A 23,340-nucleotide genomic window follows, 5' to 3' on the forward strand; every position below is an offset into this window, starting at 1 on the left:
CCCAGCACCGGAATCCCTGCGGCATGCGCAAGACCCGCGAAGACACGGAAAAGACCCGGCTCGGCGTCATCGCCGCCGCACTGAAACTGTTCAGCAGCAACGGCTATTCACGTACCACACTGAACATGATCGCCACCGAAGCCGGCTTCAGCCGCGGGCCGATCTACTGGCACTTCCGCAACAAGGACGAACTGTTTGAAGCAGTGCTGCAGTATTCGCAGGAGCCGCTGCAACAGCTGGTCGAACAGGCGCTGGCCAGCGCAGATCCGGTGGCCGGCATTACCCTGTTTATCGATGAATGGTTCCGGTTGCTGGTGGAGGATCGCTGGTACCGGCAGTCGTTCGAAATCCTGCTCAACAAGACCGAACTGACCGACAGCATGGCCGCCACCATTCGACGCGAGCGGCAACTGACCCGCAGCATGGTGGAGATGCTCTCAAGGCGGCTGGCAGAGGCCGCCGACGCCGGCCAGTTGACGCTGACCGACACGGCGGAGGACGTGGCCCTGCTGCTCTACAGTACCCTGATGGGCATCACGCAGAGCTGGCTGTTTTCGCCACGGTTGTTTTCGCTGGCACAGCAGACGCCGTTCTTCCGGCGCAGGTTACTGGCGCTGGCGGGGGTGACACCCGGCGCTAGAACCGCAGCGCAAGCGCCAGATAAGGCCCACCGATCGTAATGTCGCTGTCCAGGTCGCTGACGTCATCCAGCTCCAGGTCCATGCGGCTGTAGCCCAGCTCCACCCCCAGCAGGAAATCCGAGGCCCAGCCGACATGCAGGGTGCTGTCCTGCAGCTTGCTGCCGTCATAGCTGATGGCGTTCACTTCCGCGCCGACATAGAAGCCGGTCAGCGGCAGGTCCGCCTGTGCGGCGACATGCAGCATGGGAATGGTTTTCTCGGCCTTTTCATGCCCTCGCTGGGCGCCGGACGCAATGGTGAACTCGCCATCCAGGCGGCGCACGTTCAGGCCCAGGTCCAGGTTCAGCCAGTTGTCCAGCGGGCTGTAATAGAGCGTGAGGTCGGTCATGTCGAGATCGAAGTCGGAACGCACGGTGTTGCCGGCGACGAAGGTGCCACCACCAAAACTGAAGCCGCGCGTCAGTGTGTTGCGCTGGTCATCGGAGATCGCCATATGGCGCAGGCGCACGTTCGGCACCAGTGGCACCGGGTGTTCCAGGCCAATATAGAAGACGTTTTCGCGGGTCTTGTCGAAATCCAGGTCCCTTTCCAGGTCCACCTTGTCGCTGCCGGTGGCGATATCGCCACTGATTTCGGCATTCCAGGTGTAGGCACCGGCATAGATATCGATCAACGGGGCGCTGAAGGCGACGGGAGAGGCGGACATCAGGGCAGCGGCAACCAGTGACTTGCGCATCGAACAGCTCCTTGCAACGGGGATAATGGCCTGGCCGCGCGCCAGGCCCCTGCCCGGGCAGTATTACACCTGTGCCAGCACTGACAAAGCCTTGAATGTAAATGGTTTGTCACAGCACCACGCCACGCGCGCGCCGACCCGCCGGCTGCAGGCGGCTGCGGTCACGAGGCGGCGGCGGATAAAAATGACCTGACAGTCACAATACCTCTGCCCTGCCCGGCTGTCGGCAGGTTACATCCTGAAATATGCCCCGCCTGTTCCCCGTGCGGACGTTTGATTACACTTTCGCTACCTTTCAGAGCCTGTTCCCGACAAAAACTATGACTTTCTGGTTTGGTCTAGATCGCCTGTTCTTCTTCCTCGCCCGCCTCTTCCTCAACTGGTGTACCCGCACCACCAGTCTGCATCGGGAGCCGGCCGACCTGGGCCTGGACCCGAACCGGCCGGTGTTCTACGTGCTGCGCGAGGCGTCCCTGGCGGATCTGCTATTGCTCGACCGGGAAACCCGGCGGCTCGGCCTGCCCAGCCCGCTGTCACCGCTGGCGCTGCCGGATCGCACGCTGCGGCGCAGCTATTTCTATATGTACAAGCGCAAGGCGCTGGTCGGCCGCGAGCGCGTCGGCGGCAACAACCGCCGCCTGATACAACTGGTGGAATCGCTGGGCGCCCACCCGGACCAGGATGTGCAACTGGTGCCGGTATCGCTGTTCTGGGGCCGCCGCCCGGAAAAGGAAAACTCGCTGTGGAAGATCATCTTCGCGGAGAACTGGTCGCCACCGGGCTTCATCAAGAAATTCTTCATCATCCTGACCCAGGGCCGGCAGCTGTTCATCAACATCAGCCAGCCCATGTCGCTGCGGCAGCTGGTGGATGAAAGCGCCAGCCCGGAACGCACCGTGCGCAAGGCCCAACGTATCGTGCGCGTGCACTTCCGCCGCCAGCGCGAGGCCGTCATCGGCCCCGACCTGTCGCACCGGCGCACGCTGGTGAACAGCCTGGTGGAAAGCACACCGGTGCGCGAAGTGATCAGCCAGACTGCCGCAGAAAGCGGCGAGGCCTACGAGAAACTCGAGGCCCGCGCCCGCAGCTACGCAATGGAGATCGCGGCGGATTACTCGCACACCGTGATCCGCTTCCTGGAGATCGTGCTGGAGTGGGTCTGGAACCGCCTCTACAGCGGCCTGCGCGCCTACAACCTGCACCGGCTGCAAGCGGTAGCGCAGGATCACGAGATCATCTACGTCCCCTGCCACCGCAGCCATGCCGACTACCTGCTGCTGTCCTACCTGCTCTACAAGAACGGCCTGGTGCCGCCGCATATCGCCGCCGGCATCAACCTGAACCTGCCGGTGATCGGGACTATTCTGCGCCGTGGCGGAGCCTTCTTCATGCGCCGCAGCTTCAAGGACAACCCGATCTACGCGGCAGTGTTCAACGAATACATGCACGTCACCCTCAGCCGCGGCTATTCCATCGAGTATTTTGTCGAGGGTGGCCGCAGCCGTTCCGGGCGCATGCTCAACCCGCGCCCCGGCATGCTGAAGATGACCGTGGAGAGTTTTATCCGCGACAGCCAGAAACCGATTGCGCTGGTGCCGGTGTATATCGGCTACGAGAAGCTGATTGAAGGCAGCACCTATATCGGTGAACTGCACGGCAAGAAGAAACAGAAAGAGAGCATCTTCGGCTTCCTGAAGTCACTCTCGGTGCTGCGCAGCCACTTCGGCGAGGTGCACGTGAACTTCGGCGAGCCACTGCTGCTGAAATCCTTCCTGGATGAACAGGCCCCCGCCTGGCAGCAGACCGACCTGAACCAGCCGTTCCCGGCACCGATGAAACAGGCCATCAATGCACTCGGCAACGAGGTGGTGACCCGCATCAATGCCGTGGCCGTCGCCAACCCGGTGAACCTGCTGAGCCTGGCCCTGCTGGCAACGCCGAAACACACCATGGACGAAGTACAGCTCACGCGCCAGCTGGAGCTGTACATCACCCTGTTGCAACAGGCGCCCTACAGCAGCGGCGCCCAGATCGCCAACAGCGATGCGGCAGACATCATCGAATACGGCATGAAGAACGATTTTATCCATCGTATCGAACATGCCATGGGTGACCTGATCGGCACCGACAACATCACCGCATTGCAGATGGCCTATGTGCGCAATAACAGCCTGCACCTGTTCGTGCTGCCGGGGCTGGTCTGCTCGCTGCTGAAAGATGCGCGCAGCATCCGTCGTGACCAGCTGAAACAGCTCGTGCATCTGCTTTACCCCTTCTTCCAGGGCGAATACTTCCTGCACTGGGACAACGATGAAGACCTGTTCAATGCCGTCGATGACATCCTGCGTGTCCTGGCTGACCAGGGGCTGGTGCTGATGGAAGACGACCAGCTGCGCGGCGCGCCGCTGCACTCCATGGAATCGGAACTGCTCAATCATCTGGCGCAGACGGTGGCGCAGGCGCTGGAGCGCTTCTATCTGACGATTCGCATCCTGGTGCAGCACGGCAGCGACCGGCTGACCCCCGAAGCGCTGGAAGAACTGGCGCAGCAGACCGCCCAGCGGCTGTCGCTGCTGTATGAATTCAACTCGCCGGAATTTTTCGACCGGGTGGTGCTGCGCAACTTCATCTCGCAACTGCGCGCGTACAGCCTGGTCAGCACCAACGACGCCGGCCTGCTGACGTTCGACGACCGCCTGCGCGCCCTGGATGGCGAGGCACGCCGTATGCTCAGCCCGACCCTGCGCCAGGCCATCGTGCGCCTGACGCAACTGTGCCAGGCCACAGGCCAGGACACCGCAACGGTCGCGCCGGACGCCTGAATCGCCCCGCCCCACCTGCCGGTGGGGCATTTTCCTACAGCACAACGGCGGGATCACTGACAGCACCCGCCGATTTTTCCTGACGGCCCCTCCGCACGGATGCCGCACACTGCTCGCACAAAACCAGCGGAACGGCCTGTCTTCAGAGGGTAGTTTCGCCAAACTTGCGGGAGTGAACCGTGGCTTGGACGTGGTGGGTTTCGCCTTTGGCTCTACCCACCCTACCCGACAATGGGAGCGACCACGTATTATCCAGCTATTCCGGGTGATCGACTGGCTGATGGCCCTGCCGCCCTTGCTGAACCAGCAACTGCGCAGGGAAGTGGCCAACCAAGGAGGAGCGACCGTGAAATTTCTCAGTGTGTTTGAACGACATGCCATTGATGAGGCGGCCAAAAAGGCACGTATCGAGGGTGAAAGTGCCCTACTGAGCCGATTGCTGACGCGGCGTTTCGGACCATTGCCCACAGAAGTCCAGGCCCGTCTGGCCACCGCCAGCACAACGCAACTCGAACACTGGGCCGACCGGGTATTCGATGCCGGATCGCTGGAAGATGTCTTCCAGTAAGCCCGTCAGCCCGTCACATAGACATCAAACCGCACCGTCTTCCCCGCCAGCTGGTGAGAGGGCTTTCTGCCCGGCAGCAGCGGTGCGCGCAACGGCCGCTTGACCACCACCCGTTTGCCCGCCGCCGTCAGCGCCGCTGTCAGCAGCGCTGCCTCACCGGCCTCATCGTCGATGGGGGAAAGTTGCTGCAGCCACGCCAGATCTTTTTTGATCGCAGCGGATTTTTCCCGTTCGGGAAACATCGGGTCCAGATACACCACCTGTGCCACCGCCGGATGCGTCACCAGCCAGTCGAGACTGTCGGCATTCACCAGTGTCATGCGCTGCGCCAGCGCACCGGCACGCCGCAGCCCATCCGACAACATGGCGTGCAGCACCGGCTGCCGCTCCAGCAGCACGACCTGCCAGCCCGCCGCCGCCAGCACCGCCGCATCGCGTCCGAGACCGGCGGTGGCGTCTATCACCACACCGTTTTCCGGCATGTTGCCGGCCGCACGCACCAGTTTTTCATGACGCACGCGGTCGGCGGCAACGCGGTAGCCGGTCTTGCCGCCTGCAAAATCCACGCACAGGGGCGTTTCCGGCCCACCCGGATGCCACAGCGACAGCGCACCATCGCGATGGCCCAGCACCAGGTCACAGCCGGTGGCCAGCGCGGCGGCATCGCTGGCCACCGGCAAACCGGGCAGGCCTGGCGGTGCATCCGGCAGCAGGCCGAGGCTCATGGCGTCAGGTGAACCACAACAGCAGCACGGCACCCAGGAGCAGCCGGTACACCGCGAACGGCATCATGCCGACACGGCTCACCAGACGCACAAAGAAGGCGATGGTGAGGTAGGCCACCAGTGCGGACAGCACGCAGGCCACGCCCAGCTGAATCAGGCTGTAGGCATGCTCCAGCCCGACCAGGTCACGGCTCATCAGGACCAGCGCACCCAGAATCACCGGAATCGAGAGCAGAAAGGAAAAATGCGCCGCGTCTTCACGCTTCAACCCGACCAGCAATGCGGCCGTGATGGTGATGCCGCTGCGAGACGTCCCGGGGATCAGCGCCAGCGCCTGCGCCACACCAATGATCGTCGCCAGCCCCAGGCCGATGCCCATCAGGCCGATCCGCTGCCGGCCGCGCGCGTCGGCAAACCAGAGCAGTGCGCCGAACAGCACGGTGGTGATGCCGATCACCGTCACAGAGCGTGTGTACTGTTCGATCAGATCCTTGAACAGCAGGCCGCACACCACCGCCGGCAAGGTCGCCCAGACGATCAGCAGCCCCAGGCGCAGGTCCTCGTTCACGCGCCGCTGTGTCACGCCCTGCCAGGCACCGCCGACCATGGCGGTCAGTTGCCGGCGGTAATACCACACCACCGCGACCAGCGTGCCCAGGTGCACCGCCACATCAAACGCCAGCCCCTGATCCTGCCAGCCGAGCAGTTGCGCCGGCAGGATCAGATGCGCGGAACTGGAGACAGGCAGGAATTCGGTCAGCCCCTGAATCAATGCCAGGACCAGTGTCTGCAACCAGTCCATCAGAGCGCATCCTTGACGGTGACGGCATAGCCCTCGACAAACTCCGGCGGCATGCGACGCGGTTTGCCGGAATCCACCGCCACGCACACCCAACGCGTATGGCCGCGCACCAGCGTCACGCCATCGCTTTCACGAACGATCTGGTAACGGCGCGTCATGCTGATGCGGAAATCGTTCTGCACAATCCAGGTGCCCAGCAGCAACCTGTCACCGGCAAACGCGGGGCTGAGATACTCCAGCTCAGTATGGCGTGCCACAAAGCCGCGATTGAGACGGCTATAGGTTTCCCAGCCCAGGCCCAGCGCCTCGGTATGGTCCCAGGCCACCTTTTCCATCCACTGCACGTAGGCCGCGTTGTTGGCGTGGCCCATGCGATCAATGCTGTCGTCTTCCACCATCATCGACAGCGTGTGCGGTCGGGGTAAATCCCATTCGATCATCGGTTAGCTCCCTGAATCACCTGGTCACGCAGATACACGGGCCGTGCCTGCGCGGCGTCTACCCCTTCCCCTGCGGCAAAACCCGGTGCCGCCAGCCGAACAATGGTGGCTGCGCGCGGATAACCGTCCGGCAGCCATTCTCCTAATGCGGGCAGTGCCTGCTGCAGGGCGGCGCGGTGCACCTCCCCCGAGCCGGTGCCGGTGCGTACCTGCTGCGGTAGCGGTGGCAAGGTCAGCGGGCTGGCGAGGCAATCTTCCACCAGCGCATGCAAACGGTCGTTGTCACCCTGCCGTTCGTACACTGCCAGGTACAGTTCGTTCATGCGCGCATCGAACGCCGTCAGCAATGGGCCGCGGGCGCCACGATCAAACGCCGCCAGCGCTGCCGACGCCAGCGTCGAGATACCCAGCACCGGCCGGTCAATGGCAAACGCCAACCCCTGCGCCACGGCTACGGCCACGCGCACGCCGGTAAAGGCGCCCGGTCCGCGCCCAAACGCCACACCATCAAGCTGCGCCGCCGTCAGGCCCGCTTCCGCCAGCAACGCCTCCACCATCGGCAGCACCAGTTCGGTCTGCCGGCGCGGCGCCATCTCAAAACGCTCCAGCAGGTCGCCGTCCTGCCACAGGGCCACCGAGCAACTTTCGGTGGCGGTTTCAATGCCGATCAGTTTCATCTGAATCCTGTCTCTGTTCGGGAAGTGCCGGCGAGGTCTGCTCAAGCATGCGGAAGAAACGCTGGACGACCTCCAGTTTGCGGGTGCGGGTCATGCCCGGCAAGCTGTCGAGAAACAGCTTGCCGTAGCTGCGATTGACGATGCGCGGGTCGGCCACCACCAGCAGGCCGCGATCCTGCGGATCACGAATCAGCCGGCCGGCGCCCTGCCGCAATGTCAGCACGGCCTGCGGCAACTGGAAATCACGAAACGGCTGCCCACCCTGTTTACGAATATTGTCGATGCGTGCGGCGGCCACCGGATCGCCCGGCGAACCGAACGGCAGCTTGTCGATGATCACACAACTGAGCGCGTCGCCGCGTACATCAATGCCTTCCCAGAAACTGGCCGCGCCCAGCAGGACAGCGTTGCCAAGCCCGCGAAACTGTTCCAGCAGTTGCCGCCGCCCGGCCTCACCCTGCACCAGCAGCGGGAAGGGCAGCCGGTCACGCAGCAGCGCTGCGGCTTCACGCAGCGCGCGGTGGCTGGTGAACAGGAAAAACGTGCGCCCTTTCGCCGCCTCGATCACCGGCAGCATGGTGTCCACCACCGCGCGCGTATAGTCCGGTGACTCCGGCATCGGCAGATTTTCCGGAACGTACAAGACGGCCTGGCGCCGAAAATCGAACGGGCTCGCCAGCCGCAGCGTGCGCGCCTGGTCCAGCCCGAGCCGGTCCAGGAAATGAGAAAAATTGCCCGCCACCGACAGCGTGGCCGAGGTGAAGACCCAGGCGCACTGATGCCGGGCGCGGTGGGCACCGAAGGCTTCGGCCACGGCCAGCGGCGTTGCGTGCAGCATGAAGGTGCGGCGGAAATTCTCGAACCAGTAAACCTGGGCAGGATCTTCGGCCCGGGTCAGGCGTCCCAGGCTGTTCAGCAGTTCGCGGCTGCGGCGGACGCAGTTATCCATGCCCCGGCTGGCCTTCTGCAACGGCGCCACCATCGCATCGAGTTCCTCCAGCCGCGCCAGCAGCCCGTCCACGGCCTCCTGGACCGCCTTGAGGTGCGCGACGTCCTGCCAGGGGGCACGACGGCCCTCATCCCCCAGGGCCAGCCGCAGATCGGCTGTGGCGCGCTCCAGCGCCGCTGTGAGGCTGTTCAGTGCCTGCAGGTCGGCGGCGGTATGGCCGGCCTCGCTGAGCACGTCGCGGCCCAGCTCGGTGATCTGGCGGGCGCTGAGTGATTCACCAAAGAACGTCGCCGCCACATCCGGCAATTGATGTGCTTCGTCGAAGATCACGGCATTGGCGCTCGGCAGCAGATCAGACACGCCTTCGCCTTTCAACGCCGCGTCGGCAAAAAACAGGTGATGATTGACCACCACCAGGTCTGCTTCCTGGGCACGCTGGCGCGCCTGGATGACGGGACACTCGCTGTAGTTGGGGCAGTCCTGTCCCAGACAGTTGTCCGCCGTGCTGGTCACCCAGGGCCAGACCGGGGCGTCTTCCGGCAGCTCCTGCAACTCGGCGAGATCACCGGTGGCCGTCCGTCCGGCCCAGCGCGCCACCACCTGCAGTTGTTCCGCCGTCTCACGCGCCAGGAAGCGGCCTTCCTCAATGTGCAGGGCCAGCCGATACGGGCAGAGATAATTGGCGCGGCCTTTCAGCAGCGCCACACGCCGGCGCACACCGAGTGCCTTGAGCACTACCGGCACATCCTTGAAGAACAACTGGTCCTGCAGGCTCTTGGTGCCGGTGGAAATGATGGTCGGGCCTTCGGAGAGCAGCGCGGGCACCAGATAGGCCAGCGTCTTGCCGGTGCCGGTTTCCGCTTCCACCACCAGCGCCTCGTGCGCCGCCAGGGCCGATTCCACGGCGGTGGCCATCTCCAGTTGCGGCGCGCGAGCAAGGAAGCCAGGGATGAACGCTTCAAAGCGTTCGCCCTGCTGGAGAATGTCGCGAACCTGACTCAATACCCTGCTCCTGCCATGGTGATGACGGCGACAACGGCCAGGCCGGCCACGACGGCATCGAAAAATCAGCGCAGAGAATAGCGGATGCCGGTTATTGACCCAAGCACGGCGCTGCCGGAAAGTCGCGTCATGAGCCATTACACACTGATCATTCTCGCTGGCGGCGCCGGCCGGCGCATGGGCGGGGCCGACAAGGGGTTGCTGCCGTGGCACGGCCAGCCGGTGGTACAGCATCTGTTGCAGCGCTTCAACGACGCCTCGCAACACCTGCTGGTCGTCAATCGCCACCTTGCCGAGTACCGTGCGCTGGCCGCCCCGTTCGGGGCGCAGGTCTTACAGGACCAGAGCGAGGCGCTGCTCGGCCCGCTGGCCGGCCTGCAGGCCGCCCTGTCCGCCGCGCGCTGTGCGCAATGTGTGCTGCTGCCCTGCGACATGCCACGGCTGCCGGCTACTTTGCCCCGGCAACTCTGCGCAGCACGCCTCGATACGGCGGACATTGCCGTGCTGCATGACGGCCAGCGGCTGCAACCCTTGTGCATGGCGCTCGACAGCGGCTACTGGCAACAGAATCTGGACAGCTGGCTCAATGACAGGGATCGCAGTGTGCACGGCTGGCTGCGCGACAAGCCGATACGGCCGGTGCAATGCAATGAGGCAGCCAGGGACGCCTTCGCAAATCTGAATTATCCGGATGAATGGACATCCGGCTAAAAATGTTACCAATCGAAACACCCGGATCGGCGTAACCGCCTTGTACCCTATCGGCACCGCGCCGGATTCCTTTCTGCAGCGTGCCGTATCATCGGCCCGCTTAAAACCCCGTCACGGAATCCGGCCCAGGCCTGGAGATTAAAACGCCCCCATAAAAAAACCCCGCCGAAGCGGGGTTTTTCATTCATCGATGGCAGACACCATCAATCAGTTGGCCGCTGCCTTCTTCGGCGGACGACCACGACGTGCTGCTTTCTTGCGGGCCGGTGCTTTCTTGGCCTTGGCTTTACGGACGGTGGTCTTGCGAGCCGGGGCCTTGCGGGCAGCTGCCTTGCGCGGCGCTTTCTTCTTCGGCGCGGCCTTCTTGGCTTTCGCCTTGGCCTTGCGAGCGGCTTTCTTCTCGGCAGCCTTGGCTTTGGCGGCCGCTTTCTTGGCGGCAGCCTTGGCTTTGGCAGCGGCTTTCTTGGCAGCAGCCTTGGCTTTCACAGCGGCTTTCTTGGCTGCGGCCTTGGCTTTCTTGGCGGCTTTACGCTCCTGGTCGCGTACCTTGGTGCCGTAGTTACGCTCTGCAGTGCGCAGTTTCTTGGTTTCGCGGGCAACCAGTTTCTTGGCGGCCTGCTCTTCACCACGTACCAGTTTGATCTGGTCACGGGCTTCTTTCACTTTCAGGCGCTGGGCGCTGACCTTGTCGCGGGCCGGTGCCACGGCTTTCTTGGCGGCGGCGGTGCCGGTACGGGCCTTGTCACGCTTGGTTTTCAGGTCGGACTGGAGTTTTGCCAGTTTGCCGGTTTCGGTATCCAGTTTCTTGCGGGCCTGCTCCTGTTTGGTGCTGGCCTGGGCGACCTTCTTCTGGGCCTGGTCGAGGACTTTCTGCTGGAGTTTTACTTTTGCTTCGGCGTTGACGATGGACTTCGGCACTGCTGCTTTTCTTGCTGCCGGTGCCTTGCGGGCTACCGCCTTTTTACGCGGTGCGGCCTTTCTCTTTGCACGAGCCATGATTGATCTCCTAAACCATCACATTGTTTTGGGTACTGCAACGGCTGAAAAGTAGCATAAAAAAAAATCAGTTGGTACATAATTTAGCCAACATTTTTTGAGCAAATGGAAAAAAATCGGTCGATTACCCCCTTTTGGGGTTTGAAGCGGGGTCATCGGGGGATAAACCAAAGGTAATAAAAGAAACAGCAGCGCGTTTTTTGAAACCCCGATTACCTCCCCCGATTAACCCCCTCCCGGTTTATTAACGCCGCACTGCAACGATGCCATCATCGCTGACTGGATCCCCTGCCACCGCGTCGGCACCTGCATTTTTTATATGTTGTCGTCGCCGATCACAGGTATCAGGCGGTCGCCGGGCACAAAAAATGGCCAGGAGCCATTTTTGACGTCGCGCCAGCGACGGCCCGAAGGATGGCGGCCATGGATGGCACGCCACAAAAAAGGCGGCCTCGGCCGCCTTGTCTTGTCCCGGAGGGGACATCTCCCCCCCGCCACCTATTCCTTTTCCGGCAGCGTGATATTCAGCTCCAGGATTTCACAGCCAGACTCACGATCCACCTGCACCATCACCGCTTCCGGGTCCACCGGCACATATTTGCGTACCACGGCCAGCAGTTCCTCCTGCAATTGAGGCAGGTAATCCGGCCCGCCACGCACGGACCGTTCACGGGCCACGATGATCTGCAGACGTTCCTTGGCGACCGAGGCGGTGTTCTGCTTTTTCGGCAGCAGATAACTGAAGATGCTCATCCCTGACCTCCGAACAGGCGGCCCAGCAGGCCTTTTTTGGACACGGTGAGGAAGCGATGCGGCACCTGCTCACCCAGAAAACGCGCGACGGCATCCAGATAGGCCTGCCCGGCATCCGACTCGATATCCAGAATCACCGGGGTGCCGGCGTTGGAGGCGTTGAGCACCGCCTGGGATTCCGGGATCACACCCAGCAGGTCGATGGCGAGGATTTCCTGAACGTCTTCCACCGACAGCATTTCGCCACGGCTGACCCGGTCTGCGGAATAACGGGTCAACAACAGCCGTGCGGGAATGTCGCCACCGCCCTGTTCGGCACGGCGCGTCTTGCTGGCCAGAATCCCGAGAATGCGATCCGAGTCACGCACGCTGGAGACTTCCGGGTTGGTCACCACCACGGCTTCATCGGCAAAGTAGGCCGCCATCAGCGCGCCTTTCTCGATACCCGCCGGGCTGTCGCAGATGATGTAGTCCATGGCCATGTCTTCGCTGAGTGCCGTCAGCACCCGCTCCACACCGTCCTGGGTCAGTGCATCCTTATCCCGGGTCTGCGACGCGGGCAAAATATAGAGATTCTCGACGCGCTTGTCCTTGATCAGCGCCTGGCGGATGTTGGCATCACCGCTGATCACATTGACCAGGTCGTAGACCACACGCCGTTCGCAGCCCATGATCAGGTCCAGGTTGCGCAGACCGACATCAAAGTCGATGACCGCTGTCTTGAAGCCCCGCAGCGCGAGACCGGTGGCAAGCGCCGCGCTGGTGGTAGTCTTGCCCACGCCTCCTTTGCCGGAGGTCACAACAATGATCTTGGTCACGCTTCTTTCTCCTCAGTGCTTGCCATGCCGGCGGCGCGATGGCCGCCTGCGAGTTGAATAGGGAACGGCGGGCCTCCCGGCCCGGCCTGTCAACGGGGCTTGAGCGGCGAAAACTGCATTGCTTCCCCGTCCAGCGAAATATGTACCGCCTGATTGCGCCAACTCTCTGGCAGGTCCTCCGCCACCCGGTAATGCCCGGCGATGGACACCAGCTCAGCATTGAGCTGCTGGCAGAACACGCGCGCGGAGGTGTCGCCGCGCACACCGGCCAGCGCACGACCGCGCAGGTTGCTGTAGACATGGATATGCCCTTCAGCGAGCAATTCAGCGCCGGTGCCCACCGGCGCCAGCACAATCAGGTCACCCCGGCTGTAGATCTGTTGTCCGGAACGGACGGGCTGGTCGATCACCAGCGTTTCCCCCCGCGAGGCGGCCGCCGGCTCGGCCTCGGGTTTGTCCGCACGCTTCTCCGCACGCGGCACGTTACCGCCACGCTGGCTGCCCAGTGTCACCATACCCAGCCCCAGCGCACGGATGTCCTGCTCCGAGATGGCACTGGAGGCCGCCACCGCCACCAGGTTCATGTCGCGGGCGCGCAACGCTTCCAGCACCAGCGCCAGCTCCACCACCGAGGCTTCCACCTGCGGCGGCAGGTCCAGCACGATGGGCACATCGCGCAGCCAGTCGGGGGATTCCTCAAGGCTTTTGTCGAGCTGGGCGTGCAGCGCATCCAGCGCCAGCGTTTTCAGATGCAGGACCGTCATCATGAGCATGCGGCCGCGGAATTCGAGGACGGTATTTTCTTCCACTACTGCTGTCATCACTGACCTGTGTCGGGTGAGTTGTCACGCCAGAGAGCCTCATGCTCACGGCGATCTGTCGCATAAGAGGCGGCTTACGGAATGGAACGCAAGCCTAGAGCAAAGGTTCCATCGGGAAAAGCGCAAGCGCGCCACGGCAGGGCTGTTTTTTTGCCCGCCACAGCCACTCGGGCGAGTTTCACGCGGTTGAAATCAATAACATGACCGGCATGCCGATGGCGGACGAAATGTGCGGCGCGGAATGTAAAACTGTTCACGGCCGTGACCGGCTGCCCTGATTGCCCCGCAACAACAAAAAACCCCGGCCGGAGCCGGGGTTTCAGTCGCCTGCTACGCGGTGTTTTCAACGCCGGGCATCAAGCCCTTCGAAGATGCGTGCACGGATATCGTCCATGGAACCGACGCCGGGCACACGAATATAGGCCGGCGCCACACCGGAATCCTGCCTGGCCAGATCCTGATAGAAATCGACCAGCGGGCGGGTCTGCTGCTGGTATACCTCCAGACGCTTGCGCACGGTTTCCTCGCGGTCATCGTCGCGCTGCACCAGATCATCACCGGTCACATCATCCTTGCCTGGTACTTTCGGCGGATTATATTTGAGGTGGTACACGCGGCCGGACGCCGGATGCACACGCCGGCCGGACAGACGCTCGATGATCTCGGCGTCATCCACATCCAGCTCCACTACGGCGTCAATGGTGATGCCCGCTTCCACCAGTGCCTGCGCCTGCGGAATGGTGCGCGGGAAACCGTCAAACAGGAAGCCGTTTTCGCAATCCGGCTGGGTAATACGCTCTTTCACCAGGCCGATGATGATGTCATCCGACACCAGGCCACCTGCATCCATCACTTTCTTGGCTTCCAGCCCCAGAGGGGTACCGGCCTTCACCGCCGCACGCAGCATATCGCCGGTGGAAATCTGCGGGATACCGTACTGTTCCATAATGAACTGCGCCTGGGTGCCCTTACCGGCCCCAGGCGCGCCAAGCAGGATGACGCGCATAGCTTTCTCCATCTGTGGGAATCAGGTGCCCCGAAGGGGCCGTGTGGCGACAGCCGGCGGGCACCCGGACCTCGAAAACGCGCCACTTTACCCTGCCGGCCCGAAGGCCACAAGCGCAGGGGATTAGCCATTGGTGGCACAATGCCCCGCCCGGAATGCAACCTTGGTGCCAGGCGGAAGCAGGGGTTTTGCCGGTTATCGCAACTGCAAGGTGACGGTTTCACCCGGCGTAAAGGGACGCGGCGGGGCGGCCAGCATAGCCTGGTCGACGCCGGCGGCAGCCGACGGGCTGTAGCGCGCGCCGACCACCACGGCCGTATCCGCCTCGGGGAACGGTTGCAGCCAGTCGCCCTGGCGGAGACGCACCGTCACCGGGAATTGCTCCGCCAGCACCCGCCGCGCCGCCAGTGGCTGGCCACTCCCCCCCTCCGGCTGGAGGAACACGAACAGCGAACCACCCGGCGGCACCTCCGCTGCAGCCACCGTCACACTGACCTCGGCAAACCGGCCCGCCTGCGCCTGCTGGGCGTCGGCAAACGCCAGGCTGCGGCGCAGTACATCGCCGGCCTCGCTGTCAGCGTGGCGCGACAGCAACTGGCGCCAGGCATCCGCCGCCAATGCATAGTCACGGCTCTGGCTGGCCGCCATGCCCAGCAGCATCCAGGCGCCGTCGTGTTCCGGCTGCACCGCGAGCACGCCATCCAGCACCTCGCGGGCTTCATCGGTCAGTTGGCCCTCGGCTTCGTCCACCAGACTCTGCGCCAGCAGCAGGCGAGCCGGTATCAGGTCCGGATCAGATGCCAGCGCCTTGCGTGCCGACAGCACGGACATGGCTGGCGCCTGCAATTCACCGTACAGCAATCCCAGCGCATACCAGCCGTCCGCCGTCGGCGTCATCGCCAGCTGCCGCTGCAGGACGCGGGTCAGTGCCGCCGGCGACACCGTTTCATCCAGCCCCTGCGGCGGGTGCCCGGCCGCCAGTTCCCGGGCCGCCGGCCGCAGCGTGTGATAATCCGCCACCCACTCCAGCGTATCGCGCTGGAAACCGAACGCCAGATACACCAGGGCGCCCAGCACCGGCACCAGCAGACCCGCCGCCAGCCAGCCTGGCGACAGGCGTGCACCGGCACGGCGCGCTTCCCGTTGCCAGAGCCACAGCAGCCATAACGCTGTGCCCAGGGCCAGCACCACCAGCAGCACTATCATCATTGTTCATTCTCCCGCTGGCGCTCATCCGGCTGCATGTCATCGTCATCCAGCGGTGCCTGGCTGGCGCGACGCAACTGGCGCCCGACCAGACCCCCGCCGATCAGCACCACCACGACGGGCCCAAGCCACAGCAACAACGTATTGACGGCAAATGGTGGCCGGTAACTGACAAAATCACCGTAGCGGGCACGGAAAAACTCCACCACGTCGCGATCACTCGCGCCGTCGCGAATCATCTCGGCGGTACGTGCACGCATGTCCGCCGCAATATCCGCATCGGAATCGGCGATGCTCTGGTTCTGGCACTTCGGGCAACGCAATTCCTGCGTCAGCGAGCGAAAGCGCGCTTCCTGCTCGGCACTGTCGAATTCGTACACATCAATCACTGCCGCCGCCGCCAGTGGCAGCAGCAGACAAAGAGCCAGCAACAGACGGATCATTGCACGCCCTCCCCTTTGATCAGCGGCAGGAATTTCTGCTGCCACGCGCGTTCGTTCACTTCGCCGGTATGGCGCAGCACGATGTGGCCTTGCGGGTTGATCAGATAGGTCTCCGGCGCGCCATACACACCGAGGTCCATACCCAATGTGCCGCGCTTGTCGACGATCACTTCGGTATAGGGGTTGCCCAGCTCGGCCAGATAGGTGCGCGCCTTCTCGTCATTGTCCTTGTAGTTGACGCCAACGATGGCCACACCCTGGCGCGCCAGTTGCAGCAGGTAGGGGTGCTCCACATAACAGGTCGGGCACCAGGTGGCCCAGATATTCAGCAGCGACCAGCGGTCCTCGAACAGCTTTGGCCCCAGCATGCGATCCTCGCCAATCAGCGACGGCAGTGAAAACGCCGGCACCGGCTGGCCCACCAGTGTTGACGGCAATTCTTCCGTGTCGCGGCCCAGGCCGTTGTACAACAGCACCACCAGCGCCAGGAACAGCACCAGCGGAATCAGCGCCCAGAGTGATTTCTTCATGCACCCATCTCCGTCGCAACGGCAGCGGACGGCGCGGCCGTTTCTGTTTCCTCCTGCCGGCGCCGGCTGCGGTAGCGCTTGTCCGACACCGCCAGTGCGCCACCGAGCGCCATCACCAGCGCCCCGAGCCAGATCCAGCGCACGCCCGGCTTGTAATAGACGCGCACGGCCCAGGCACCGGGCATGTCCAGCGGCTCGCCTAGCGCCACATACAGGTCGTGGATCAGGCCCGGCCGCAGGGCCACCTGCGTCATGACCTGGCCGCCGACACGATAGGTGCGTTTTTCCGGATGCATGGTCGCCACGCGCCGTCCATTGCGGCTCACTTCGAAGGTGCCGCGCATGGCGTCATAATTGGGACCCTGTCGCGGGCTGATATCAACAAAGGTAAAGTCGTAGCCGCCAACATGCGCGGTATCGCCCGGCACCATGCGCACATCCCGCTCGATTTCGTGGTGCGACACCAGGATCACACCCGCCACCAGCAACGCCAGCCCGCAATGCGCCAGCACCATGCCTTTATAGCCATTGGACAGACGCCCGATGCCACGCAGCAAACCGGCCCGGAACGCCAGCGCCTTGCGCACGACATCGTCCAGGTGGCCGATCACTACCCAGGCCACCGCGATCAGTCCGAGCGTGCCGAGCCACGGCGTGCCGCCCGGCAGCCAGGCGGCGAACAGCCCGCCGACAATGGCGGCAGGAATCAGCGGCAACACCCTTCGGCGGAACTGGTCGGCGCGGTGCGATTTCCAGTTGCTGATCACGCCCAGCACCAGCAACGCCATCAGGACCAGCGTCAACGGCACAAAGAACTTGTTGAAGTACGGCGCACTGATGGAGATGCGCAGGTTCAGCGCATCGCCAATCAGCGGGAACAGCGTGCCGAGCAGCACCACGAACGTCGCCGTGAGCAGCAGCAGATTGTTGCCCAGCAGGAAAGTCTCCCGCGACAGCAACCGGAAGCCCGCCGTGTTTTTCAGCTTCGGTGCGCGGATCGCGAACAGTGTCAGCGAGCCGCCAGCCACCAGCGCCAGGAAGATCAATACGAAAGTGCCGCGCTCAGGGTCGTTGGCAAAGGCATGCACGGACGTGAGAATGCCGGAGCGCACCAGGAACGTTCCCAGCAAGCTCAGTGAAAACGTCAGGATCGCCAGCAGCACGGTCCAGGCGCGGAACAGGTTGCGTTTTTCCGCCACCGCCAGTGAGTGGATCAGCGCCGTACCCGCCAGCCAGGGCATCAGCGAGGCATTTTCCACCGGGTCCCAGAACCACCAGCCGCCCCAGCCCAGCTCGTAATAGGCCCACCAGGAGCCAAGCGCGATGCCAATGGTCAGGCAGGCCCAGGCGATGGTGGTCCAGGGCCGCGCCCAGCGCGCCCAGACCGGGTCCAGCTTGCCGGCCAGCAACCCGGCCACGGCAAACGAAAACGCCACCGAGAATCCCACATAGCCCATATAGAGCATCGGCGGGTGCACGATCAGGCCGGGGTCCTGCAACAGCGGGTTGAGATCCGCCCCGTCGAGCGGAAACCAGGGCAGGATGCGATCAAACGGGTTGGAGGTGAACAGCATGAAGGACAGGAAACCGATCCCCACCATGCCCATCACTGCCAGCACCCGCGCCACCATCTCGGTAGGCACCGAGCGGCTCAGCAGTGCCACCGCTGCCCCCCAGGCGGCCAGCATCCACACCCACAACAGCAGCGAGCCTTCGTGCCCGCCCCATATGGCCGACAGGCGGTAGCCCCAGGGCATGGCGGAGTTGGAATGGTTGGCGACGTAGGCCAGCGTGAAGTCATTAAAGTAGAAGGCGTAACCCAGCGCGATCATGGCGCCGGTCAGCAGCAGGCACTGCATCAGCGCCAGCGGCCGTGCGGTGCTCACCAGCGCTGTGCTGCCCCGCCAGGTGCCCAGCAACGGCAGTACGGCCTGCAATACCGCCAGCACCAGTGCCATCCAGACTGCAAAGTGTCCCAGTTCCGCCGTCACAGCGACTCCTTCAGGCTTCAGGGCCGAAGCCGGTTATGGACAGGCTGGCGCGTCATGCAGCCGGAGCCGGTCATTGATGGGGCAAGCAGGTCGGCGCAGACCTGCCCGGCAGGCGGCGCGACCACCGCCAGCGCGCCAGACGGCGCCAACGAGAGTGCCGGGGCGCAAAGCCGCGCGTAATTCAGGCAGGCAAAGTGTGCCGCAACGGCACCAGCAGGCCGCCGCCATCCGGCCTGGCCAGCTTGTCCTGCGGGCGCATAGCTTGGGTGAGAAAGCACGTATTTTCAAGCTTTTGCGCGCTTTTCGCCCCCCCGTGTTGATCCCCGTCAGCGACACTGCGCGCCCACCCCGTGCGCATTGCGCACTATCGCCAGGCTCCCCTCTCGCGCAGCGGCCAGGCGCTTGCAACACCTTGACATAATTCTGAAGTATCCTCGTTCACGACTGTCACAAACGCTTTGTTATGATAGCCGCGCCCTGGCGCCGGTAAGACCCACCTGTCCGCCGGGTGTTCCACAGCCAGGAGCATGAAGATTTGATGGAATCACGAAAGCACAGTTTTGACCGGGACGAGTTGCTCGCCTGCGGACACGGCGAACTGTTTGGCCCCGACAATGCACGCCTGCCGCTGCCGAACATGCTGATGATTGACCGCATCACCCACATCTGCGACACCGGGGGTGAACACGGCAAGGGCAAGATCATCGCGGAACTCGATATCCACCCGGACCTGTGGTTTTTCCAGTGCCATTTCGAAAGCGATCCGGTGATGCCGGGCTGCCTGGGCCTGGACGCATTGTGGCAACTGGTGGGCTTTCACCTCGGCTGGCTCGGCCACCCTGGCCGCGGGCGTGCTCTGGGGGTGGGTGAGGTGAAATTTTCCGGGCAGATCCTGCCGACAGCGAAAAAAGTCACCTACCAACTGGATATCAAGCGGGTCATGGCGCGCAAACTGACGCTCGGCATCGCTGACGGCACCGTCTCCGTGGACGGGCGCGACATTTATCACGCCAAGGATCTGCGCGTGGGGCTATTCAGTTCCACGGAAGGTTTCTGACGACCGTCGACACCGTTGTCCCGGCCATGCCGCGACAACGGGCCGGAGCCGCCGGCTCCGGCACCTGTACTGAGGCTGAAGACAATGAAAAGAGTTGTGATTACCGGCATGGGCATCGTCTCCTGCCTGGGCAATGATCAGGCAACCGTCACCGAGTCCCTGCGCGCGGGCCGCTCGGGTATCCGCTACAACGACAGCTATCGCGAACAGGGCATGCGCAGCCAGGTCTCCGGCACCCCGGACATCGACTTTGATGCCCTGATCGACCGCAAGGCGCGCCGCTTCATGGGCGATGCCGCCTGCTACGCCTACCTGTCCATGCAACAGGCCATTGCCGACGCCGGCCTGAGCGACGCCGAGGTGTCCAATGAACGCACCGGGCTGATTGCCGGCTCCGGCGGCGCCTCCTCCGGTAATCAGGTGGAAGCCATCGACATTGCCCGCGAGCGCGGCGTGAAACGCGTCGGCCCCTACATGGTGACCCGCACCATGGCCAGCACCGTGTCCGCCTGCCTGGCCACGCCGTTCAAGATCAAGGGCGTGAACTATTCCATTGCCTCCGCCTGCGCCACCAGCGCGCACTGCATCGGCAACGCCATGGAACAGATCCAGCTCGGCAAGCAGGACATCGTGTTTGCCGGCGGCGGTGAAGAGGAGCACTGGACCATGAGCGTGCTGTTCGACGCCATGGGCGCGCTCTCCACCAAGTACAACGAGACCCCGGCCGTGGCATCACGCGCCTACGACGCCGACCGCGATGGCTTCGTCATCGCCGGCGGTGGCGGCATGCTGGTGATCGAGGAACTGGAACACGCCAAGGCCCGTGGTGCGAAAATCTACGCCGAAATCGTCGGCTACGGCGCCACCTCCGACGGCCACGACATGGTCGCCCCGTCCGGCGAAGGCGCGATCCGCTGCATGCGCCAGGCGCTGGCCAATATCGATGGCCCGATTGATTACATCAACGCCCACGGCACCAGCACCCCGGTCGGCGACCTGGCCGAGCTGAAAGCCATCCGTGCCACCTTTGCCGACGGCAATGTCCCCACCATCAGCTCCACCAAGAGCCTGTCGGGCCACTCGCTGGGCGCCGCCGGTGTACAGGAAGCCATCTACTGCCTGCTGATGATGCAGAATAACTTTGCTGCCGGTTCGGCAAATATCCAGCAACTGGATGAGGCTGCGGGTGACCTGCCGATTCTGCGCCAGAGTGAGGAGCGGGTGCTTAACCAGGTGTTGAGCAACAGCTTCGGGTTCGGGGGAACCAATGCATCGCTGGTGTTGAAGCGATACGCCTGATTCACAGACAGGATGACAGAAAAGCCCGCTGACGCGGGCTTTTCTGTTTTACGGTTATCGGAAATCACCTCAGAAACGGGCCGCCAGGCGCGCCCAGATGATGTCTATATCATCATCGCTCATGTACTCCAGTTCGCCGCTGACCAGCGGGGTGAAGAACAGACGCGTACCAATACCGTAGGCCGTGTCGATATTGTCGTTATCGGTTTCCACCAGCCGCAGGCCGAGGCTGAACTGGCGATTGAAGTAATAGTCCCCGGCCAGCGCCAGCGCCATGGTGTCGTCATCATCGTCAGCGCGCGACAGCTCGCCCTCCAGATTGAAGGCGGTGTCATTGGTCATTTTGGTGACGTACTTGGCGCCCAGGGACACGCTGTTCAGATCGTCCCCTCCCGGCCCTGCGTCTTCTTCCTTGTCAAATCCCAGAGTCAGCAATAATCCGTCGGCAGGCAGGAAACCTAACCGGACACCGATATCGTTGGTGGTGCTGCCATTGTCGTTACGGGACAGCTGTGCTGCCGCATAGAAGTCCTCGACATAGGCTTCACCGAACAGGCTCAGCACATCGAGGTCAAGATCATCATAAGTAATGTAGGAGGCGCCGATATTGCTGGAACGCTCCAGAAAGGCTGCCTCGGCCAACGGATGGCCCGTCGTGTTGACACGCTGGAAATGATAGGTTGCGTCCACCCCAATGGCTGTGTCGTCCCCCACATTGTCCACGTCCACACGCTGAAACTGGAAGCCGATCTCAGTCTGGTAATCGCCCTCGCTGGCCATGGCCAGGCCGGGCAGTGCAATGGAAGCGGAAACAGCCAGTGCAAGCAGGTGCTTCTTCATAGGTGATCTCCCTGATCATTGTCATTCTTGATGTGACCGGCCCTGCAAGCCGGTTGGCCCGACTATATGACAATCCTGTGACGGGAAGAAAGAGGTGGGCGATGATCCCGTGACGTACTGCCTCCGCCAGCGTCTGCACACACCAAGCTACGGGCCGGGAAAGGCCGGGAGAGAGGCCCGGAAGCGGCCAGGCCAATGCGCAGGCCACGTCCCGGGTCACTACCAGACGCATGCACGGGCCACGGCATGACGCAACAAATAAAAAAAGGCCCACACGAGGTGGGCCTTGCTACTTGCGTTGCTACCCCTGTAGACCGTCGTTCCACGATATCAGGGTTATCATTATCAGAACTTGTGTTCCAGACCGATACCGATAGTACGATCTTCGGTATCAGCTTGGTCAAACTCAACTTGGGACAGGTAAGCAAATGCTTTGCTGTTTTTGCCCAGTTTGTAGTCTGCACCAATGGCCATCAGCGTGGCTTCTTCATCGGTCTGATCAGCTTCGGTCATGCCGTATTGAGCTTTCAGTTTGACGTTGTTGATGCCGTAGGCCGCGCTGACCAGCATGGAGGTGTCTTTGCCATCGCCTTCGGTTTCTTCAGCGATCTGGAACAGAGCACCCAGCTCAAGACCGGATAAGTTGTATGCGGCTACTGCACGGGTGATATCCAGAGTTACATTGCTGCCGGTTACCGTGTCAACTTCCAGAGAGTCAACAATGTCGGTATCACGCGCCAGCGCGGCATACAAACCACCGGTCTCCAGTACGATAGAGATCGAGGTGCTGTCAGCCAGGCCATTTTCATTCTCACCGTCGCCGTCAAAGTCGGTGCCGTCTTCTGCCGGGATGAATGCCAGGTTCAGGGTAACCATATCAGCCAGTTTCGGAGTAGAGTACTGGATGATGTTGGAAGAGCGGATTTCGCCAGCCATGATGAATTTGATATCGCCGTCGATATCGTTGAACTGGTCGACGTCACCTTGGGCAACTTTCAGCGGGGTATCGAATTTACCTGCCTTCAGAGTACCGAAGCTGCCTTTCAGGCCACCGAAGATGTTACGTTGGCTGAACGGGGCACTACCGCCGTCATCAACATTGATTTCATACTCTGCCTGGTAGATGGCTTTCAGACCACCGAAGTCCAGATCGAAGTCGCCCTTCACACCGATGCGGGAAGCGTTGCTGTCCAGAACCCAGCTATCGTCGTTGTTCGGCGCGCCCGGACCCGGATCAGTGCTTTCGTTTTCCAAAGAAACATTCACTTTACCGTATACAGTCGGGCCAGCAGCCAGAACGGTACCCGGCATCGCAATAGCAGCCCCCACAGCAATCGCAAGCAGCTTCTTGTTCATTCGTGATCTCCCAAATTCAGGCTCATTCGTTAGCGACGTAACAACATTGCTACGACTGGCGCGAAGTATGGAAAGACCCTGTGACGGCTAAGTTGCGTCTTTGTGAAGTTTTTGTGAATCGGGAACCACAAGGGGGTAATACGCGACATCC

At 62.6% G+C, this 23,340-nt stretch carries 23 protein-coding genes; 6 read left to right on the forward strand and 17 right to left on the reverse strand.

The genetic code is table 11. From position 1 onward, the window contains the following. The first annotated feature begins 23 nt into the window (after positions 1–23). Complete coding sequence (locus tag S7S_RS12295) at positions 24–680, forward strand: TetR family transcriptional regulator (RefSeq protein WP_008736705.1); 657 nt, start codon at positions 24–26, stop codon at positions 678–680. Here the strand turns inward: S7S_RS12295 and S7S_RS12300 are convergent. After that, positions 637–1,377 carry a TIGR04219 family outer membrane beta-barrel protein gene (locus S7S_RS12300; protein ID WP_008736703.1) on the reverse strand — a complete coding sequence of 247 codons (741 nt, stop codon included), beginning with the start codon at positions 1,375–1,377 and terminating at the stop codon, positions 637–639. The two genes, S7S_RS12295 and S7S_RS12300, sit on opposite strands and share 44 nt — an antisense overlap. Before the next feature lie 320 nt (positions 1,378–1,697). Between S7S_RS12300 and plsB the strand changes: the two genes are divergently transcribed. Beyond that, on the forward strand, positions 1,698–4,199 hold the full coding sequence (plsB, locus tag S7S_RS12305; RefSeq protein ID WP_008736701.1) for a glycerol-3-phosphate 1-O-acyltransferase PlsB: 2,502 nt from the start codon (positions 1,698–1,700) through the stop codon (positions 4,197–4,199). A 190-nt stretch (positions 4,200–4,389) separates the two neighbouring features. Then, on the forward strand, positions 4,390–4,767 hold the full coding sequence (locus tag S7S_RS19330; protein WP_238582969.1) for a DUF4351 domain-containing protein: 378 nt from the start codon (positions 4,390–4,392) through the stop codon (positions 4,765–4,767). A 5-nt stretch (positions 4,768–4,772) separates the two neighbouring features. On the opposite strand, the gene S7S_RS12315 is transcribed toward S7S_RS19330, so the two are convergent. The 5 genes from S7S_RS12315 to S7S_RS12335 are packed head-to-tail and all read right to left on the reverse strand — an operon-like array spanning position 4,773 to position 9,362. Beyond that, on the reverse strand, positions 4,773–5,492 hold the full coding sequence (locus tag S7S_RS12315) for a class I SAM-dependent methyltransferase (RefSeq protein ID WP_041025992.1): 720 nt from the start codon (positions 5,490–5,492) through the stop codon (positions 4,773–4,775). A 4-nt stretch (positions 5,493–5,496) separates the two neighbouring features. Next, positions 5,497–6,294: an undecaprenyl-diphosphate phosphatase gene (locus S7S_RS12320; protein WP_008736693.1), complete on the reverse strand. Its 798-nt coding sequence runs from the start codon at positions 6,292–6,294 to the stop codon at positions 5,497–5,499. Then, positions 6,294–6,734, reverse strand: a complete 441-nt coding sequence (locus tag S7S_RS12325) for an acyl-CoA thioesterase (RefSeq protein WP_008736691.1) — start codon at positions 6,732–6,734, stop codon at positions 6,294–6,296. Before S7S_RS12325 ends, S7S_RS12320 begins: the two co-directional genes overlap by 1 nt. Beyond that, a complete protein-coding gene (gene tsaB, locus S7S_RS12330) occupies positions 6,731–7,411 on the reverse strand; it encodes a tRNA (adenosine(37)-N6)-threonylcarbamoyltransferase complex dimerization subunit type 1 TsaB (protein WP_008736689.1) in 681 nt (226 codons plus the stop codon). The genes S7S_RS12325 and tsaB overlap by 4 nt, the downstream gene beginning before the upstream one ends. Continuing rightward, positions 7,392–9,362 carry a DNA repair helicase YoaA gene (locus tag S7S_RS12335; RefSeq protein WP_008736687.1) on the reverse strand — a complete coding sequence of 657 codons (1,971 nt, stop codon included), beginning with the start codon at positions 9,360–9,362 and terminating at the stop codon, positions 7,392–7,394. The genes tsaB and S7S_RS12335 overlap by 20 nt, the downstream gene beginning before the upstream one ends. Before the next feature lie 129 nt (positions 9,363–9,491). Here S7S_RS12335 and mobA point away from each other — a divergent pair, with 129 nt between their 5' ends. Beyond that, positions 9,492–10,073, forward strand: a complete 582-nt coding sequence (mobA, locus tag S7S_RS12340; protein WP_008736684.1) for a molybdenum cofactor guanylyltransferase MobA — start codon at positions 9,492–9,494, stop codon at positions 10,071–10,073. 207 nt (positions 10,074–10,280) lie between these two features. Here the strand turns inward: mobA and S7S_RS12345 are convergent, their stop codons facing one another. The 9 genes from S7S_RS12345 to S7S_RS12385 all read right to left on the reverse strand — a co-directional run bounded on the left by S7S_RS12345 (position 10,281) and on the right by S7S_RS12385 (position 18,637). Continuing rightward, complete coding sequence (locus S7S_RS12345; RefSeq protein WP_035204458.1) at positions 10,281–11,069, reverse strand: hypothetical protein; 789 nt, start codon at positions 11,067–11,069, stop codon at positions 10,281–10,283. A gap of 498 nt (positions 11,070–11,567) precedes the next feature. After that, a complete protein-coding gene (gene minE / locus S7S_RS12350; RefSeq protein WP_008736679.1) occupies positions 11,568–11,822 on the reverse strand; it encodes a cell division topological specificity factor MinE in 255 nt (84 codons plus the stop codon). Further along, positions 11,819–12,640 carry a septum site-determining protein MinD gene (gene minD, locus S7S_RS12355; protein ID WP_008736677.1) on the reverse strand — a complete coding sequence of 274 codons (822 nt, stop codon included), beginning with the start codon at positions 12,638–12,640 and terminating at the stop codon, positions 11,819–11,821. Before minD ends, minE begins: the two co-directional genes overlap by 4 nt. Positions 12,641–12,729: 89 nt before the next feature. Next, positions 12,730–13,461: a septum site-determining protein MinC gene (gene minC, locus S7S_RS12360; RefSeq protein WP_035204456.1), complete on the reverse strand. Its 732-nt coding sequence runs from the start codon at positions 13,459–13,461 to the stop codon at positions 12,730–12,732. Positions 13,462–13,804: 343 nt separating this feature from the next. After that, on the reverse strand, positions 13,805–14,467 hold the full coding sequence (gene adk, locus S7S_RS12365) for an adenylate kinase (RefSeq protein WP_008736674.1): 663 nt from the start codon (positions 14,465–14,467) through the stop codon (positions 13,805–13,807). A 195-nt stretch (positions 14,468–14,662) separates the two neighbouring features. Further along, the gene (locus tag S7S_RS12370; protein ID WP_041025993.1) at positions 14,663–15,676 is read right to left on the reverse strand and encodes a tetratricopeptide repeat protein; all 1,014 of its coding nucleotides are present in this window, start codon (positions 15,674–15,676) and stop codon (positions 14,663–14,665) included. After that, a complete protein-coding gene (locus tag S7S_RS12375) occupies positions 15,673–16,116 on the reverse strand; it encodes a cytochrome c-type biogenesis protein (RefSeq protein ID WP_008736670.1) in 444 nt (147 codons plus the stop codon). The genes S7S_RS12370 and S7S_RS12375 overlap by 4 nt, the downstream gene beginning before the upstream one ends. Continuing rightward, a complete protein-coding gene (locus S7S_RS12380; protein WP_008736668.1) occupies positions 16,113–16,646 on the reverse strand; it encodes a DsbE family thiol:disulfide interchange protein in 534 nt (177 codons plus the stop codon). Before S7S_RS12380 ends, S7S_RS12375 begins: the two co-directional genes overlap by 4 nt. Continuing rightward, the gene (locus S7S_RS12385; RefSeq protein ID WP_008736666.1) at positions 16,643–18,637 is read right to left on the reverse strand and encodes a heme lyase CcmF/NrfE family subunit; all 1,995 of its coding nucleotides are present in this window, start codon (positions 18,635–18,637) and stop codon (positions 16,643–16,645) included. Before S7S_RS12385 ends, S7S_RS12380 begins: the two co-directional genes overlap by 4 nt. A 538-nt stretch (positions 18,638–19,175) precedes the next feature. Here S7S_RS12385 and fabA point away from each other — a divergent pair. Both fabA and fabB read left to right on the forward strand, forming a co-directional pair. Continuing rightward, positions 19,176–19,694, forward strand: coding sequence for a bifunctional 3-hydroxydecanoyl-ACP dehydratase/trans-2-decenoyl-ACP isomerase (gene fabA, locus S7S_RS12390; RefSeq protein ID WP_008736664.1), 519 nt, complete (start codon positions 19,176–19,178; stop codon positions 19,692–19,694). 84 nt (positions 19,695–19,778) lie between these two features. Continuing rightward, positions 19,779–20,993, forward strand: a complete 1,215-nt coding sequence (gene fabB, locus S7S_RS12395) for a beta-ketoacyl-ACP synthase I (RefSeq protein ID WP_008736661.1) — start codon at positions 19,779–19,781, stop codon at positions 20,991–20,993. Positions 20,994–21,062: 69 nt separating this feature from the next. Here the strand turns inward: fabB and S7S_RS12400 are convergent, their stop codons facing one another. Next, positions 21,063–21,833: a putative porin gene (locus S7S_RS12400; RefSeq protein WP_008736659.1), complete on the reverse strand. Its 771-nt coding sequence runs from the start codon at positions 21,831–21,833 to the stop codon at positions 21,063–21,065. A gap of 345 nt (positions 21,834–22,178) precedes the next feature. Further along, positions 22,179–23,189 carry a porin gene (locus S7S_RS12405; RefSeq protein ID WP_008736657.1) on the reverse strand — a complete coding sequence of 337 codons (1,011 nt, stop codon included), beginning with the start codon at positions 23,187–23,189 and terminating at the stop codon, positions 22,179–22,181. Positions 23,190–23,340: the final 151 nt, after the last annotated feature.

Origin of the sequence: Isoalcanivorax pacificus W11-5 (genome assembly GCF_000299335.2) — a bacterium.
In the GTDB taxonomy this organism is placed as follows: Bacteria; Pseudomonadota; Gammaproteobacteria; order Pseudomonadales; family Alcanivoracaceae; genus Isoalcanivorax; species Isoalcanivorax pacificus.

Coding starts and splice junctions, on each gene's coding strand:
- S7S_RS12400 (WP_008736659.1), bottom strand. CDS start 21,833: ATGAAGAAGCACCTGCTTGCACTGGCTGTTTCCGCTTCCATTGCACTG.
- S7S_RS12370 (WP_041025993.1), bottom strand. CDS start 15,676: ATGATGATAGTGCTGCTGGTGGTGCTGGCCCTGGGCACAGCGTTATGG.
- S7S_RS12300 (WP_008736703.1), bottom strand. CDS start 1,377: ATGCGCAAGTCACTGGTTGCCGCTGCCCTGATGTCCGCCTCTCCCGTC.
- S7S_RS12325 (WP_008736691.1), bottom strand. CDS start 6,734: ATGATCGAATGGGATTTACCCCGACCGCACACGCTGTCGATGATGGTG.
- S7S_RS12295 (WP_008736705.1), top strand. CDS start 24: ATGCGCAAGACCCGCGAAGACACGGAAAAGACCCGGCTCGGCGTCATC.
- fabA (WP_008736664.1), top strand. CDS start 19,176: ATGGAATCACGAAAGCACAGTTTTGACCGGGACGAGTTGCTCGCCTGC.
- minE (WP_008736679.1), bottom strand. CDS start 11,822: ATGAGCATCTTCAGTTATCTGCTGCCGAAAAAGCAGAACACCGCCTCG.
- tsaB (WP_008736689.1), bottom strand. CDS start 7,411: ATGAAACTGATCGGCATTGAAACCGCCACCGAAAGTTGCTCGGTGGCC.
- S7S_RS12345 (WP_035204458.1), bottom strand. CDS start 11,069: ATGGCTCGTGCAAAGAGAAAGGCCGCACCGCGTAAAAAGGCGGTAGCC.
- fabB (WP_008736661.1), top strand. CDS start 19,779: ATGAAAAGAGTTGTGATTACCGGCATGGGCATCGTCTCCTGCCTGGGC.
- adk (WP_008736674.1), bottom strand. CDS start 14,467: ATGCGCGTCATCCTGCTTGGCGCGCCTGGGGCCGGTAAGGGCACCCAG.
- S7S_RS12405 (WP_008736657.1), bottom strand. CDS start 23,189: ATGAACAAGAAGCTGCTTGCGATTGCTGTGGGGGCTGCTATTGCGATG.
- S7S_RS12320 (WP_008736693.1), bottom strand. CDS start 6,294: ATGGACTGGTTGCAGACACTGGTCCTGGCATTGATTCAGGGGCTGACC.
- plsB (WP_008736701.1), top strand. CDS start 1,698: ATGACTTTCTGGTTTGGTCTAGATCGCCTGTTCTTCTTCCTCGCCCGC.
- S7S_RS12315 (WP_041025992.1), bottom strand. CDS start 5,492: ATGAGCCTCGGCCTGCTGCCGGATGCACCGCCAGGCCTGCCCGGTTTG.
- mobA (WP_008736684.1), top strand. CDS start 9,492: ATGAGCCATTACACACTGATCATTCTCGCTGGCGGCGCCGGCCGGCGC.
- S7S_RS12380 (WP_008736668.1), bottom strand. CDS start 16,646: ATGAAGAAATCACTCTGGGCGCTGATTCCGCTGGTGCTGTTCCTGGCG.
- minC (WP_035204456.1), bottom strand. CDS start 13,461: ATGACAGCAGTAGTGGAAGAAAATACCGTCCTCGAATTCCGCGGCCGC.
- S7S_RS12375 (WP_008736670.1), bottom strand. CDS start 16,116: ATGATCCGTCTGTTGCTGGCTCTTTGTCTGCTGCTGCCACTGGCGGCG.